This is a genomic window from Lysinibacillus sp. NPDC097195 (assembly GCF_044762075.1).
Taxonomy (GTDB): domain Bacteria; phylum Bacillota; class Bacilli; order Bacillales_A; family Planococcaceae; genus Lysinibacillus.
The window spans coordinates 1-14,734 of the sequence record NZ_JBIWDP010000012.1 but is presented as its reverse complement, the minus strand read 5'-3'; the positions used below and the strand labels follow the sequence as shown (position 1 = coordinate 14,734).

The window sequence follows — 14,734 nt, the reverse complement described above, 5'->3', positions numbered from 1 at the left end:
ATAAGTAGGGTGCTTACAAAGCACTCTCTTATTTTCTAATTTATATACCCCTATAAGGTATAGAAAGAGGTGGAAAGGTAATGAGTACTGAATTCAAGGAAACTAACCTACAAATTACAGGTATGACTTGTGCAGCGTGCGCTACTCGAATAGAAAAAGGTTTAAATAAAATGGAGGGCGTCGAGCAAGCAACTGTAAACTTAGCGCTTGAAAAGTCCTCTATAAAATATGATCCAGCCAAATTGAGTGAAGCAGATTTTGAAAAAAAGATTGAAGCACTAGGTTATGGTGTGGTGAAGCAAAAAACAGAACTTGAACTTACAGGTATGACGTGCGCGGCATGTGCTACACGAATAGAAAAAGGGTTAAATAAACTACCAGGCGTATCAACGGCTTCTGTTAATTTAGCCCTTGAAAAAGCAACAATCGAATTTAATCCAACAGAAGTGTCTGTCTCTGATATTATCGGGAAGGTTGAGAAATTAGGATATGGAGCGCACCAGAAAGCGGATGAACAAGCAACAGTAGATCATCGAGAACAGGCTATAAAACAACAGCAACAAAAACTTATTTTCGCTGCCATTCTTTCACTGCCTTTACTGTGGACGATGGTTGGTCATTTTTCTTTTACATCCTTTTTATACGTCCCTGATTTTTTAATGAATCCTTGGGTGCAATTAGTGTTAGCTACGCCGGTTCAATTTATTATCGGTAAACAATTTTACGTAGGAGCATATAAAGCCTTACGTAATGGCAGTGCTAATATGGATGTTCTTGTTGTCATGGGGACGTCTGCAGCATATTTCTACAGCGTTTACCAAGCGATTGTTACAATCAATTCACACCACGGACCACATCTATATTTTGAAACGAGTGCCGTTTTAATTACGTTAATATTATTAGGTAAATTATTCGAAGCTAAAGCAAAAGGTCGTTCATCGGAAGCTATTAAAAAGCTTATGGGCCTTCAAGCAAAATCAGCTATCGTTATACGAGATGGCGTAGAAAGAGAAGTACCATTAGAGGAAGTTGGTATAGGTGACATATTATTAGTGAAACCTGGTGAGAAAATTCCAGTGGATGGTGCCGTATTAGAAGGCACAACGGCTGTTGATGAATCAATGCTAACTGGGGAAAGTCTTCCGGTAGATAAAAAGCAAGGTGATGTATTATACGGTTCCACTATTAATAAAAATGGTTTTGTGAAAATGTCGGCTACGAAGGTTGGGCGTGATACAGCATTAGCTCAAATTATTAAAGTTGTCGAAGATGCTCAAGGTTCAAAAGCACCTATTCAACGCTTAGCTGACCAAATTTCAGGCATTTTCGTACCAATAGTTGTTGGGATTGCTATTGTGACGTTCCTTGTATGGATTTTATGGGTAAAACCTGGGGAATTTACACCAGCTCTTGAAGTATTAATTGCGGTTCTTGTAATTGCATGTCCTTGTGCGCTAGGCTTAGCGACACCAACCTCTATTATGGCAGGCTCTGGTCGAGCAGCAGAGTTTGGAATTTTATTTAAAGGTGGCGAGCATTTAGAGCAGACTCAACGCATTGATACTGTCGTTGTCGATAAAACAGGTACAGTGACACATGGGAAACCTGTTTTAACGGACGTGATTCTAGCGGCCAATCAAGAGGAAGCGCATGTTCTTGCCTTAATTGGCGCGGCAGAAAAACAATCGGAGCATCCGTTAGCGCAAGCAATTGTGCAAGGAATTGAGGATCGAGGTATCGAGCTTGGCAATGTTCAATTTTTTGAGGCAATTCCGGGTTACGGTGTGCAAGCAACTGTCTCAGGTCAAGGTGTTGTCATTGGAACGCGTAAATTAATGCAACAATACGATATAGACATAAAGGCAATAATGCCGACAATGGAACAGTTAGAAGAGAGCGGTAAGACTGCTATGTTAGCTGCTATTAATGGTCAATATGCTGGTCTTGTTGCGGTAGCGGATACGGTTAAAGATACTTCTAAAGCAGCCATTCATCGTTTACAGGAAATGGGTATAACGGTCATTATGATGACGGGTGATAACAAACGAACTGCACAAGCAATCGGTGAAGAAGTTGGTGTCAATGATGTTATCGCGGAAGTCCTGCCAGAGGGCAAAGCGGATGAAGTGAAAAAACTTCAAGCTGCTGGTAATCATGTCGCGATGGTCGGTGATGGTATCAATGATGCACCTGCATTAGCAACAGCCGATATAGGAATGGCCATTGGAACAGGTACAGACGTGGCAATGGAGGCAGCAGATATAACGCTAATTCGCGGCGATTTAAATAGCATTGCGGATGCTATTATTATGAGTCGTAAAACAATGCGCAATATTAAACAAAACCTATTTTGGGCATTCGCTTATAATACATTAGGTATTCCCATTGCCGCGATGGGCCTACTTGCACCATGGGTAGCAGGAGCAGCAATGGCATTCAGCTCAGTATCTGTTGTGTTAAATGCCTTGCGCTTACAAAGAGTAAAATTATAAATATGATTAGAGCTTGGGCTAAAAAGTAAAAAGTGTTAGATTGACTTGCAGTCAATCTAACACTTTTTTGCTCTGTCGTGCTACGTCAAGTGCTTTCAACGGGCACTCCGTAAGCTGTATCCGAGAGCGCGCGAAGTGCCTGCGGCTTTATTGTATGCAATTTTGAGCAGACGTCACCGGCTTCGCTAGCATCAACTAGTTTTCTTTCTAATATTTATAGTTAGCTTGCGCTATATTTGATTGGATATTCTATCAATTGTGCATATAAAATGATGGTATAAATTGAGAGGCAGGTTGATTCTGTTTTTCATTTTCGCACTATGATACAATGAAAAGCACTGATTAATTTTAATTTTATACGAGCGCGCCTTAAAATAATGGCATAATTGACTCATAGAATCCTAAACATAAAGGAGGAACTTCTGGTGACGGTTCCATTTGTTGCGATAGAAGGTCCGATTGGTGTAGGCAAAACTTCTTTGGCAAAAGAGGTAGCAGCGACATTTAATTACCATCTATTAAAAGAAATAGTAGACGAAAATCCGTTTTTAAATAAGTTTTATGAAGATATCGAGGAATGGAGTTTCCAAACGGAAATGTTCTTCTTATGTAATCGCTATAAGCAATTAACAGATATAAAAAAATTACGTTTAGCACAAAAAACAGCTGTCGTATCGGACTATCATATTTTTAAAAATTTAATTTTTGCTAAGCGTACGTTAGCACCTACCGAGTATGATAAGTATGAGGAAATCTATCAAATTTTAACGAAAGATATGCCTGTGCCAAATGTAGTCGTCTATTTACATGCGAGTGTCGATACGTTAATGCAACGTATCGCGAAACGAGGACGTGAATTTGAAAAAATGATATCACGTGAATATATGGAACAACTGGTAGCCGACTATCATACTTTTACTGAGCATTTTGAAAAGTTGCATCCTGAAATTCCTGTTATTCGATTCAATGGAGATCAGCTTGATTTTGTAAAAAACCCACAAGATTTACAGTATGTTTTAAAAACAATTGAAGAAACGATTCAACAAAGGAGCATGCAACAATGAATTTGAGAGAAAAATATGATATTCCATCACAAACTGTGATTACCATTGCCGGGACTGTTGGTGTAGGAAAATCAACGATGACAAAGGCGCTAGCAGAAGCACTTAATTTCCGTACATCCTTTGAAAAAGTAGACACAAATCCGTATTTAGATAAATTTTACGATGACTTTGAAAAATGGAGCTTCCACTTACAAGTGTATTTCCTAGCTGAACGTTTTAAAGAGCAAAAACGTATTTTCGAATACGGCGGTGGTTTTGTACAAGATCGCTCTATTTATGAAGATACAGGGATTTTTGCGAAAATGCATTATGATAAAGGGACAATGAGCCCAATAGATTACGAGACATATCGTAATTTATTTGATGCTATGGTGATGACACCTTATTTCCCACACCCAGACTTAGTCGTGTATTTAGAGGGACCGATTGATGATGTAATTGGTCGTATTCAAGAGCGTGGCCGTGAGATGGAACAACAAACACCAAATGATTACTGGATTGAAATGCATGAGCGCTATGAAAATTGGATTAATAATTTTAATTCATGCCCTGTATTACGTTTAGATATTAATGATTATGATTTATTAAAAAATCCGGAGGCAATTGAATCAATTGTGAGCCGCATCAGTCATATGCTAAAACAAACAAGCCATTTACGAAAATAGGAGAAGTACTAGAAAAATGCCTATGCTTTAAAACGTGTTGTGGTCGAAAATAAAACGGCAGGTATAAACAAGCCATTTATGAAAATCAGAGTGAACACATAAAGTTAGACTTAAAGTAATGTTGTAAGGCTAAATAAAAAAGACCAAAAGACGTGAGACAATACGAAGCCTATTGTTATCACGTCTTTTGTAATAGGAGGAATATTGATGAGAATAGCGGTATATTGTGGTTCAGGATTAGGCAATAACCCAATCTATGCGGAACAGGCGACGGAGTTAGGAACAGTATTAGCACAAAATGGCCATGGTGTTGTCTATGGTGGCTCTAAAATGGGGTTAATGGGGAAAGTAGCAGATGCAACATTAGCAGCAGGTGGTGATGTCATCGGTGTCATGCCGACGCATTTGCAGAAACAAGAAAGTGTCCATGCTTCATTGACAGAAATCCATTTTGTAGAATCTATGCATGTACGCAAAGCAAAAATGGTGGAACTAGCAGATGCATTCATTGCGTTACCAGGTGGTGGCGGTACAATGGACGAATACTTTGAAGTATTTACATGGGCTCAAATAGGCTTGCATGCAAAACCTGTTATTTTATTTAATATTAATGGTTTTTACGATACACTTTTACAGCATTTTACCCGCATGTTGGAAGAGGGTTTTATCCGTGCAGACCAAAAATCATTGATTCGTGTAGCTACAACAGCAGATGACGTTTTATCCATAATAAATGAAGAAAAACATAATTGAGCATAAATACACTAAAAATACAAATTTATAGTATTTTTAAGATGCCATTAGATATATTATAATATATGACAATATAATTTATTGTAATATAAAATAAAATAAGAATTGAACTAGTAAAAAAGAATGATGGAGGTGGATATTATGCAGAAAAATGATACACAAGTCACAGATGATTTAGTCGTTCAGGCAATTGAACGTAATATAGCGATTATCCGCTTTGATATGAACCGAAAAGTAGCTTATGTAAATGAGCTTTTTGCAAATACGATGGGTTATACAGTAGAAACAATGATGGGGAAAGATCATAGGGAATTTTGTTTCCCGCATTTTGCAAAAAGTCTTGATTATGACCGATTTTGGCGCAACCTAGCAGCAGGTAAAAGTTATCAAGATAAAATAGAGCGAATGGATGCACAAGGAAATAGTATATGGCTTGAGGCGACTTATATGCCGGTATTTGATAATAACTCTAGAAGAGTCATTGGCGTTTCCAAAATCGCAACGAATATTACTGATCGTCAAAACACTATTGTGACTGTCGCAGATCAGTTGAAGCAAATGTCCACCGAACTGTATAGTCGTTCTGAGGCGGGCATAAAAAATAGTGAGGATCTACTTGAAAAGATTCAACGAGTGTCAAAGGAATCTTCGGACAATGTCAAAAACCTTGCTCAATTGCAAAACCAAGCCGAATCTATAAAAGGTATTGTTAAAACGATTCAAGGAATTGCGTCTCAAACAAACTTGCTTGCATTAAATGCAGCCATCGAAGCGGCAAGAGCAGGTGAGTATGGAAGAGGTTTTGATGTGGTCGCAAAAGAAGTACGAAAGCTTTCAGTAAGAGTTGAGCAATCCATTGCAGAAGTGAAAGACAATGTGGAAGGGATAGTACGCGAAATCGAGCAAGTAACAGATAGCATTACGCGAATTTCTGAGGAAGTTGAAAAGACTAATGGGCAAATTAATGTTACGACAAGCGACTTTATCGAAATTGCTTCTGCTGCAGAGGCATTAGATGCGCGTTCCAAACAATTTATTGAAATTATATAAAAGACACCTGAGGCACATGGTAATAACATTAACAATGCCTTAGGTTTTTTTTCGCACACTTTTACTTAACTAAATTTTCTGAATTATATTGAAATAGTAGAGGGCTTTTATTTACAATGATTGATGGAAGGCTAAAATATGAAGGGGTGTTATATATGACAAAGGTGGAAGTAAGTTTTAAACATTTACCAACGACGGCCATTTCAGATGCTACTGGTGGACATACAAATTTACGCAGTGACATTAAACCGTTAGCCGATCATTTTAAAATAGCTGGTCGAGCGGTTACTGTCCGTTTACCAGATGGAGAGAATGGAGCAGTACTGGAAGCAATTCGAGCAGCTAGTGAGGGCGATATATTAGTCATTGATGCAAAGAGCAACACTAATCGTGCTGTTGCAGGTGATTTTGTCATTTCACTAGCAAAGGGGATGGGTGTACAGGGCTTTGTTGTTGACGGCGTTATTCGGGATATTGAGGCTATCCGAGAGCTAGATTTCCCTGTATTTGCACTTGGAACAACGGTAGCAGCTGGCAATAAACATGGTGGTGGTAAAGTAAATGGTCCCATTGCTATTGGCGGTGTGACTGTACAACCAGGTGATTATATTATCGGAGATATTGATGGTGTTATTGTGGTACCACAGGGAGATGCAGAGCAAATTGTCGCCGCTGCTGAAGCAAAAGTTAAAAAAGATGAAGTGCGCGCACAAGAAGCGCATGCACATGGTAAAGAATCCATTATCGCTTATTTAGATAAAGTATTAGCAAAATAAAAAAATCCTCACGATGCATTATTCCATCGTGAGGATTTTTTTAGACTTATGCTAAATTTTTATTGTCTTTAAAGTAGTTTTTCATTTTTTCTTTATCGAAGCGGCCTTCCCATTTCGCCATTACTAATGACGCTAGAGAGTTACCGATTACGTTCACTACTGTTCGTCCCATATCAAGAATACGGTCGATACCAGCAATGAATGCTAAGCCTTCAATTGGAATACCAACAGTACCTAAAGTTGCAAGTAATACTACGAATGATACGCCTGGTACACCCGCAATCCCTTTAGATGTAACCATTAGTACAAGCATTAACGTAATTTGTTCCCCGATGCTTAAGTGGATACCATACATTTGGGCAATGAACAAAGCGGCGATTGCTTGATACAATGTTGATCCATCAAGGTTGAAAGAATAACCAGTAGGAATAACAAAGGAAACAATATCCTTCGGTGCCCCTAGCTTCTCCATTTTCATCATTACACGTGGTAATACAGCTTCCGAACTAGCAGTAGAAAAGGCTAAAATTAATTCGTCTTTTAACACTTTAATTAAGTAGAAAATATTGACGCCTGCAAATTTTGCTACAAGTCCAAGAACGATGAAGATGAAGAAAATCATCGTTGCATAAACAAGAATTGCTAGCTTGCCAAGTGGTATAAGGGAAGCAAACCCATATTTGGAAACGGTTACACCAATTAAACCAAAAACCCCAATCGGAGCAAATTTCATTACAAGGTTTGTTACCCAGAACATTGCGTCCGCTACACCTTGGAAGAAGTCTAATACTGGCTTACCTCGTTCTCCAATTGCAGCTACCCCTAAACCAAAGATTACAGAGAAGAAGATGATAGCAAGCATATTGCCTTCAGCCATTGATTGAATAATGTTTGTCGGTACGATACCTACAATAATATCAAATGGACCTTCGTGCTGAACTTCTTCAGTTGTTGAAACGTATTTTGAAATATCCCCTTGTGAAAGTTCGTTCATATTTATGCCAGCACCCGGATGGAACAGGTTTGCTGATAATAATCCAACAACAATTGCTACTGTTGTGATAATTTCAAAGTAAATAAGCGTTTTTCCGCCTAATCTTCCGAGCTGTTTAATGTCTCCAGTTCCAGCAACACCAACAATTAAAGTCGAAATGATAATAGGAACTACAATCATCTTAATCAGATGTAGAAAAATATCTCCTAGTGGTTGTAAATATGTCTCAATTTTGGGGTTACCATAAAAGATACCACCAACAATTATCCCTAAAATCAAACCGATTAAAATTTGAGCGGCTAAACTGATTTTAAATTTCTTTTTCAAAATCTTAATTCCTCCCCTATATTAAAATTTTTAGGACATCCCTTACTTTAATAATACGGAGGACTTATAAAATCCGACAAAATCCGAGAAAATTAATTTACTTTTGTTAAAATGTCTGAATATAACACCTGAATAAACTTCTTAATATTGACTTTAGCTTTACGATTGCCATGGTCTTCGATTTGCGTCATAAGCTGGCGAATCTCTTTAAAATCAAAGTATCGAGGTGCATAATATTCAAATTCTGAATTCGTATAATCAACTACCCCTAAATTGGCGAGATTAATCATTGCTGCTAAAATTGTTCGACGCACACGCTGTTCAATAGCTTTACTCTCTTTTAAAATTTCGTCTGGAGTGGCCTTGGTAACAGCTGCGATCTCCTCATACAGTTCTTTTAATGGAGGAAGTGGCGCAATTTTATGTTGATGAGCTAGCAATGTTTCAATTATTGCAATAATATCCTCGCTACCAATTTCACCGACAATACCCATATCGTTTAAGATAGATTGAATATGATCTCTCGATGTGGCTTTATTGTTTATTTGTTCGCTAAGGTCAATGTTCGTTAACGATTGCCGAATCACTAATAGAGAATTTTTTAGACGGAATTGTTCCGTCGTTTTACGTAAAACATTCTCCACCTCAATTCTGTTAATTGGCTTATGAATAAAAAAGTCTATACCTTGTTCATATGCCTCGCCCACCATTTCCTTATTAACAACTTGTGAAATCATGATAAACTGTCCTTCAAATCGATTTTGAAGAAGATGCTCTACTGTAGCTATGCCATCCAGCTTGGGCATGAGTAAATCGATTAGCACAAACTCTGGCTGTGTCATTAATATTTGAGGAATGGCGTCCACTCCATTGCGTGCTTCGCCGATGACTGTGCCTAAACCACTATCTTCAATAATTTGTTTCAGCATCACGCGACTTGCACGATCATCATCTACAATAAAATACCTCATTTAAGTCTCTCCCGTTTGAATAGTTTGCGTAGGAATTATAATTTTAAACACTGTTTTGTAGTTATTTGATTCAACTGAGATGGAGCCATCTAATTTTGAAATTAATTCAGCGACATGCGAAAGTCCAATTCCCGTAGCCGCTACACCTTCTACATTATATTTGGTTGTGTAGCCAGGCTCAAAAATAATAGAAAGGTCACTTTCGGAGATTCCTTTTCCATCATCACTTACCGTTATTACAGTATCAACCTCTTGTTGCTGAATATCAACAGATATGACACCTTGTTCTTCTATTGCCTCTACGGCATTTGCAGTTAAATTGTTTAAAAGTGCTAGTAAGGCAATATGCTCATGCGTTAAAAAATCTGTATCTAGACTTACATGAAATTGCACCTCTTTACCGAGTAGCTCACTGTATTTACGATTACCATCTTCTATATAATGTAATAATTCTGATAATCTTAGATAGCCAAAGCTTTTATCGCCGACAATTTTAGATATCCCAGCGTAAATACGCTGTGAATCTTTTTTAACCTCATGAATTTCCTGGGCAATATGAAGTGCCTGTAAACTTTCTGAGCGATTTCCTTGGGCTTTTAATTGTCGATATAAATCAAATCCATTGGCGGTAATTGCTTCAATATGATTCATTGATTTTTTTAAATAAAGTGTCTCTACGTACAAGTCTGAACCAATCGTCAGCATTTCCTGCACACGCTTTTTTTGCTCGGCAATCACAATAGAGCTGTAAATACCGACAACAAAAAAACTACGTAACAAGGCAACAGCTAATAGAATGAGCAAGTCATGAATAAATAAAATTGTATAAGATTGTACGAAAAATCGTAATAATTGTTCTGCTAAATTGCTAATGACCTCACTGAAGGCAACGAGTAATCCTAGTTTTAGCGGTTTTTCACGAAATTGATGAATATTTAAAAGCTGTAGGCATAGGGCAAATAACAAATAAAATGTACCAGCAGGTAAATGATGATATATAGCCTCAATGAAAGATAGATGATCCGTATAGTAACTAATAGCGATTCGTAAAGTGGTCGTTACAATACTTGTTGCAATACCCGCTAAAATAATAGGCGTTGGTTTAAGTAAGGTACATAAAAAGAAAATAATTGTGCCTAATCCGAAACGAAAAGAAGTATTCGCGAATGGGATAATCTTAATTTCACTGCCGATAGCTGTTAATAAAGCAATCATGAGAATCCATGTGAGAGAAGTGCGAGATATAACAAACTTTGAATACATAAAAAATATCCTCTCTAAATTGTTAGTAGAGCAAAATAGCTAATAAAAAAATACCACAACCTAAAAGGAAGTGGTATTGAATAAGTAAGACATACAATTTTGAGTAAAAAAAAACGGCTACATTGCGTAGTCGGATTAAAAAAATGGAGGAGGTAGAGGGATTCGAACCCCCGCGCGGTGTTACCCGCCTGTCGGTTTTCAAGACCGATCCCTTCAGCCAGACTTGGGTATACCTCCATGTAATATTACGTTGTTGTCTTATCGACAAGAATTAATTTACCACGTTTTTATTTTTACGTCAACAACTTTTCAAAAAAACTTTTAGTTTTTATACTGCAAAAATGAAGTTACTTAAAGTGGACTTAAATAATTTGTGCAATTCGTTGCATTTTATGAAAACTGAAAGTATACTAGTTATTGCCGTGCTAGGTGGGAAGGTAGCGGTGTCCTGTAACTCGCAATCCGCTCTAGCGAGACTGAATTCCTTTTTCGAGGCTGTCCGTATTGTTTGGTCTGCCTTTTGCACGTAGTGTTGACGATTGGGTCCTGCGCAATGGATACCCATGAACCATGTCAGGTCCGGAAGGAAGCAGCATTAAGTGGTCTTATTCATGTGCCGCGGGGTTGCCTAATCTGAGCTAACGACAAGAGTAACGCTTATGTGCGGCTGTCGAAGAAAGGTGCACGGCATTAAATTGCCAATTCAAACGCATTTGCCTATTGTAGGCAAATGCGTTTTTTTTATACCCAAAAAGGACAAGGTTTTATAAACAAGGCAGCCGATGCTATAATAGTTTTATTACTATTTAAAAAGAAGGGGAGAGGAAATCTTTGACGTATCAAGCATTTTATCGTGTGTATAGACCGCAATCGTTCAGAGAAATGTCAGGTCAAGCACATGTCAAAAGAACGCTGCAAAATGCTCTCCTAGCGAATAAAACAACGCATGCCTATTTGTTTTCTGGACCACGTGGAACCGGGAAAACAAGTACAGCGAAAATTTTTGCCAAAGCTTTAAATTGCGAGCATGCTCCAGCGAGCGAACCGTGTAATGAGTGCGCAACATGTTTAAGCATTACAGATGGTTCGCATCCAGATGTTATTGAATTTGATGCGGCATCGAATTCACGTGTTGAAGAAATACGTGACATTATTGAAAAGGTTCGTTTTGCCCCTGCGAGCAGTAGGTTTAAAGTGTATATTATTGACGAAGTGCATATGCTGTCTACAAGTGCCTTCAATGCGCTTTTAAAAACGTTAGAAGAACCGCCTTCACATGCTGTATTTATTTTAGCCACAACAGAACCTCATAAATTACCAGCGACAATTATTTCACGGTGTCAACGATTTGATTTTAAACGACTTTCAACGAACGATATTATTGAGCGTATGAAGGTTGTATTAGAAGATATTGAGTTGCCATTTGATGAACAGGGGCTAAAAGTTATTGCGCAATCAGCTGCAGGTGGTATGCGTGATGCTTTGAGTTTGTTAGATCAGGTTGTTTCCTTCAGTGGTGAGATGCTGAAACTAGAAGACGCCCTACTTGTTACTGGCTCAATTAGTCAGGACGTATTCTATGATTTAGCGGAAGCATTAAAAGTAAAAGATGTGGCACAAATGCTTGCCCTTTTAGAACAGCTAATTGCAGATGGTAAAGATCCATTGCGCTTGTCTGAGGATTTAATTACATTTTTCCGTGATTTACTTCTTCTACAAACGAGTGAAAATTTAGCTGAATTGTTAGAGTTAGTATCACCTGAGGAGCGTGTTTTTGCACTAGCGCATGATTTTGCGCCGGATATGCTTTATGGCTACATTGATATTTTAGCGAAAACGCAACAAGAAATGCGCTTTTCCCATCATACGAAAATCTATTTGGAAACAGCGCTACTTAAAATGACGCAGTTTTCGGGTGGTGTAGTACAGCAAGCAGGCGCGTCTAGCGAAGTGGCTATGAGTCCAGAGCTAGCTCAAAAGATAGTGGCTTTGGAACAAATAGTGCAACAGTTGTCAGCACAATTACAAAACGGTGTACCGGCCCAAGCTGTTCAGGCTACAAAAGAACAACGGCCGCGCGCAAAAAGTCCAAATGGCTACAAGGCTCCTACTGGACGTATTCAAGAAGTGCTAAAAGATGCGACAAAGCAAGATGTCCAGCGCTTAAAAGCTGTTTGGGCGCAGGCGTTAGATCAAATGCAAAAGTCACAATCAGCTCTTTTAGCAGAAGCTGAACCTGTGGCGGCATCTTCGAGTGCTTTTGTGTTAAAATTCAAGTATGATATTCATTGTCAAATGGTTGCTGATAATCAAATGCTAAAAGCACAATTTACACAACTGCTTGCAGGTCAAACGGGCACAATGTACGAAATGCTTTGTACACCTGAAGAAACCTGGTTAAAGTTGCGTGAAGATTTCATTCGTGATCATGGCTTACAACAAAAGAAAGCACAGTTAGAGCATGATGATCCGAATGTTGAATTATTAGAACCACCACCGGCAGAGATGCCAGAAGAACCATTTATCGATGATGCGCAACCACTTGCATCACAGGATCCACTTGTGATGGAAGCGGAAAAGCTGTTTGGTAAAGATTTTATTGAAATTATTGAAGAATGATTACTTAGGAGGAATAGGTTATGCGTGGAATGGGAAATATGCAAGGCATGATGAAGAAAATGCAAAAAATGCAAAAAGAAATGATGGAAGCTCAAGAGGCTTTAAATGCTGAACAATTTGAAGGTGTTGCTGGCGGCGGTATGGTGAAGGTAACAGTTACTGGTCAACGTGAAGTTGTAGAAGTGAATCTTGATTCATCAGTAGTAGACCCAGACGATATCGAAATGCTACAAGATTTAATTGTTGTTGCAACAAATGATGCACTTAAAAAAGTGGATGACAAAACAAATGCAACAATGGGTAAATTCACACAAGGCATGAACCTTCCATTCTAGGAGGTAACAATATGTATTACCCAGAACCAATATCAAAATTAATCGATAGTTTTATGAAATTGCCAGGTATCGGGCCGAAAACCGCGGCTCGACTGGCGTTTTTTGTGTTAACAATGAAAGAAGATGACGTTCTTTCCTTTTCAAAAGCGTTAATTGATGCAAAACGTAATTTAAGTTATTGTTCTGTTTGCGGCAATATTACCGATGTAGATCCATGTCACATTTGTACGGATAAACAACGTGATGGTTCCGTGATTTGTGTTGTGCAAGATACAAAGGACGTTATTGCAATGGAAAAAATGCGTGATTATCATGGGAAGTATCATGTGTTGCAAGGGGCTATTTCTCCGATGGATGGTATCGGTCCAGAGGATATCAATGTAGCTTCCCTTTTAGTACGCCTACAAGATGAAACTGTACAGGAGCTAATTTTAGCAACTAATTCTACTATTGAAGGTGAAGCAACAGCTATGTACATCTCTCGTCTTGTTAAGCCATCTGGTATTCGTACAACACGTATTGCACATGGATTACCAGTTGGTGGAGATTTAGAATATGCTGATGAAGTAACGTTATCGAAGGCAATGGAAGGCCGTCGAGAGTTATGAGTGAGGGATTGAGATGTTCTTCCGCAATAAAGGAAAGCTAAAAAAAGAATTTGACGAAAAGCTTGTTAGCCTTATTAAAGAAACAAAAGAAGATTTACAGCAAGCGAAAGTAATTGAAGAATTATTAAATGATTATGATTTAGAAGTTATTGCTCAACGGAAAGCTGCTGAAAGTATTCATTTTTATTTATTTAAAGAAGCAAGAATTCGGCGGGTATTAATTAAATAATAGTCGAGAGTTATAGAAGCGACATGGGAATCATAAACTTACATCATTATTATCGAAGGAGGCAATCGTATGCCGTGGATTGTAATTGTAAGTATATGTGTACCTGTAGCGCTTCTTTTTCTTTATATAGTAGGAAGACATGTTAAATTAGGAAAACTATTAGAAGGACTATCTGTATTTTGGTTCCGATTTGCATTTGCCTTTTTATTATTATTTATAATCCATTTATGTGTAGGCTATAGCGGTTATAATGTGCCTATCAACCTGTTTTCAGTGTTCACTATTGCAATATTAGGCATTCCAGGAGTGCTAGGAATCACTTTTTTAATATTTTTTTTATAAAAGACTTGCAAACTATAAATATTGTGATATAGTAATAAGAGTCGTTAAGACAACAACAAAATAACTTATATAAAACAAAAAACAATTAAAATAAATTGTTGACATCGTTTTGAAAAGATGGTATTATATAAGAGTTGCTGAAACAAAAGGTAACGAAATGAACCTTGAAAACTGAACAAGCAAAACGTAATCAATATAGTTTCTGAGCTAACTTCGGTTAGCGAACGAAACAAAAATTTTGGACAT

At 37.9% G+C, this 14,734-nt stretch carries 14 protein-coding genes, 1 tRNA gene, 1 other RNA gene and 1 pseudogene; 13 read left to right on the top strand and 4 right to left on the bottom strand.

Translation table 11 applies throughout. From position 1 onward, the window contains the following. The first annotated feature begins 80 nt into the window (after positions 1 to 80). The 7 genes and pseudogenes from ACIQXI_RS21790 to ACIQXI_RS21760 all read left to right on the top strand — a co-directional run bounded on the left by ACIQXI_RS21790 (position 81) and on the right by ACIQXI_RS21760 (position 6,800). Complete coding sequence (locus ACIQXI_RS21790; protein ID WP_402928592.1) at positions 81 to 2,492, top strand: heavy metal translocating P-type ATPase; 2,412 nt, start codon at positions 81 to 83, stop codon at positions 2,490 to 2,492. 425 nt (positions 2,493 to 2,917) lie between these two features. Further along, a complete protein-coding gene (locus ACIQXI_RS21785) occupies positions 2,918 to 3,556 on the top strand; it encodes a deoxynucleoside kinase (protein ID WP_402928591.1) in 639 nt (212 codons plus the stop codon). Further along, the gene (locus tag ACIQXI_RS21780; RefSeq protein ID WP_402928589.1) at positions 3,553 to 4,221 is read left to right on the top strand and encodes a deoxynucleoside kinase; all 669 of its coding nucleotides are present in this window, start codon (positions 3,553 to 3,555) and stop codon (positions 4,219 to 4,221) included. The genes ACIQXI_RS21785 and ACIQXI_RS21780 overlap by 4 nt, the downstream gene beginning before the upstream one ends. Positions 4,222 to 4,428: 207 nt before the next feature. Then, complete coding sequence (locus ACIQXI_RS21775; RefSeq protein ID WP_402928587.1) at positions 4,429 to 4,974, top strand: LOG family protein; 546 nt, start codon at positions 4,429 to 4,431, stop codon at positions 4,972 to 4,974. Positions 4,975 to 5,097: 123 nt separating this feature from the next. Next, positions 5,098 to 5,490: pseudogene (locus ACIQXI_RS21770) on the top strand (PAS domain-containing protein); the annotation flags it as partial. 42 nt (positions 5,491 to 5,532) lie between these two features. Beyond that, complete coding sequence (locus ACIQXI_RS21765; RefSeq protein ID WP_402928618.1) at positions 5,533 to 6,024, top strand: methyl-accepting chemotaxis protein; 492 nt, start codon at positions 5,533 to 5,535, stop codon at positions 6,022 to 6,024. 155 nt (positions 6,025 to 6,179) lie between these two features. Further along, positions 6,180 to 6,800, top strand: coding sequence for an RraA family protein (locus tag ACIQXI_RS21760; RefSeq protein WP_402928586.1), 621 nt, complete (start codon positions 6,180 to 6,182; stop codon positions 6,798 to 6,800). 46 nt (positions 6,801 to 6,846) lie between these two features. Here the strand turns inward: ACIQXI_RS21760 and ACIQXI_RS21755 are convergent, their stop codons facing one another. The 4 genes from ACIQXI_RS21755 to ACIQXI_RS21740 all read right to left on the bottom strand — a co-directional run bounded on the left by ACIQXI_RS21755 (position 6,847) and on the right by ACIQXI_RS21740 (position 10,592). After that, positions 6,847 to 8,121 (bottom strand): cation:dicarboxylate symporter family transporter, encoded by a 1,275-nt coding sequence (locus ACIQXI_RS21755; protein WP_402928584.1) that lies wholly within the window; start codon positions 8,119 to 8,121, stop codon positions 6,847 to 6,849. Positions 8,122 to 8,213: 92 nt separating this feature from the next. Continuing rightward, complete coding sequence (locus ACIQXI_RS21750) at positions 8,214 to 9,092, bottom strand: response regulator (protein ID WP_340821479.1); 879 nt, start codon at positions 9,090 to 9,092, stop codon at positions 8,214 to 8,216. Continuing rightward, positions 9,093 to 10,355: an ATP-binding protein gene (locus ACIQXI_RS21745; RefSeq protein ID WP_402928582.1), complete on the bottom strand. Its 1,263-nt coding sequence runs from the start codon at positions 10,353 to 10,355 to the stop codon at positions 9,093 to 9,095. A gap of 144 nt (positions 10,356 to 10,499) precedes the next feature. Further along, a tRNA-Ser gene (locus ACIQXI_RS21740) sits at positions 10,500 to 10,592 on the bottom strand. Between the two features lie 183 nt (positions 10,593 to 10,775). On the opposite strand from ACIQXI_RS21740, the gene ffs reads away from it, so the two are divergent. The 6 genes from ffs to ACIQXI_RS21710 all read left to right on the top strand — a co-directional run bounded on the left by ffs (position 10,776) and on the right by ACIQXI_RS21710 (position 14,488). Next, positions 10,776 to 11,043: signal recognition particle sRNA large type (gene ffs, locus ACIQXI_RS21735), an RNA gene on the top strand. A 143-nt stretch (positions 11,044 to 11,186) separates the two neighbouring features. Then, the gene (gene dnaX / locus ACIQXI_RS21730) at positions 11,187 to 12,974 is read left to right on the top strand and encodes a DNA polymerase III subunit gamma/tau (RefSeq protein ID WP_402928580.1); all 1,788 of its coding nucleotides are present in this window, start codon (positions 11,187 to 11,189) and stop codon (positions 12,972 to 12,974) included. Positions 12,975 to 12,994: 20 nt separating this feature from the next. After that, a complete protein-coding gene (locus ACIQXI_RS21725; protein ID WP_402928578.1) occupies positions 12,995 to 13,309 on the top strand; it encodes a YbaB/EbfC family nucleoid-associated protein in 315 nt (104 codons plus the stop codon). 11 nt (positions 13,310 to 13,320) lie between these two features. Continuing rightward, complete coding sequence (gene recR, locus ACIQXI_RS21720; protein WP_402928576.1) at positions 13,321 to 13,917, top strand: recombination mediator RecR; 597 nt, start codon at positions 13,321 to 13,323, stop codon at positions 13,915 to 13,917. 13 nt (positions 13,918 to 13,930) lie between these two features. Beyond that, on the top strand, positions 13,931 to 14,146 hold the full coding sequence (locus ACIQXI_RS21715) for a YaaL family protein (protein WP_402928574.1): 216 nt from the start codon (positions 13,931 to 13,933) through the stop codon (positions 14,144 to 14,146). Between the two features lie 69 nt (positions 14,147 to 14,215). Then, the gene (locus ACIQXI_RS21710; protein ID WP_402928572.1) at positions 14,216 to 14,488 is read left to right on the top strand and encodes a pro-sigmaK processing inhibitor BofA family protein; all 273 of its coding nucleotides are present in this window, start codon (positions 14,216 to 14,218) and stop codon (positions 14,486 to 14,488) included. Positions 14,489 to 14,734: the final 246 nt, after the last annotated feature.

Excerpts from the sequence above, each read along its gene's own strand:
- ACIQXI_RS21790 (WP_402928592.1), top strand. The coding sequence starts at position 81 with ATGAGTACTGAATTCAAGGAAACTAACCTACAAATTACAGGTATGACT.
- ACIQXI_RS21780 (WP_402928589.1), top strand. The coding sequence starts at position 3,553 with ATGAATTTGAGAGAAAAATATGATATTCCATCACAAACTGTGATTACC.
- ACIQXI_RS21775 (WP_402928587.1), top strand. The coding sequence starts at position 4,429 with ATGAGAATAGCGGTATATTGTGGTTCAGGATTAGGCAATAACCCAATC.
- ACIQXI_RS21765 (WP_402928618.1), top strand. The coding sequence starts at position 5,533 with ATGTCCACCGAACTGTATAGTCGTTCTGAGGCGGGCATAAAAAATAGT.
- ACIQXI_RS21760 (WP_402928586.1), top strand. The coding sequence starts at position 6,180 with ATGACAAAGGTGGAAGTAAGTTTTAAACATTTACCAACGACGGCCATT.
- ACIQXI_RS21750 (WP_340821479.1), bottom strand. The coding sequence starts at position 9,092 with ATGAGGTATTTTATTGTAGATGATGATCGTGCAAGTCGCGTGATGCTG.
- ACIQXI_RS21745 (WP_402928582.1), bottom strand. The coding sequence starts at position 10,355 with ATGTATTCAAAGTTTGTTATATCTCGCACTTCTCTCACATGGATTCTC.
- ACIQXI_RS21725 (WP_402928578.1), top strand. The coding sequence starts at position 12,995 with ATGCGTGGAATGGGAAATATGCAAGGCATGATGAAGAAAATGCAAAAA.
- recR (WP_402928576.1), top strand. The coding sequence starts at position 13,321 with ATGTATTACCCAGAACCAATATCAAAATTAATCGATAGTTTTATGAAA.
- ACIQXI_RS21715 (WP_402928574.1), top strand. The coding sequence starts at position 13,931 with ATGTTCTTCCGCAATAAAGGAAAGCTAAAAAAAGAATTTGACGAAAAG.
- ACIQXI_RS21710 (WP_402928572.1), top strand. The coding sequence starts at position 14,216 with ATGCCGTGGATTGTAATTGTAAGTATATGTGTACCTGTAGCGCTTCTT.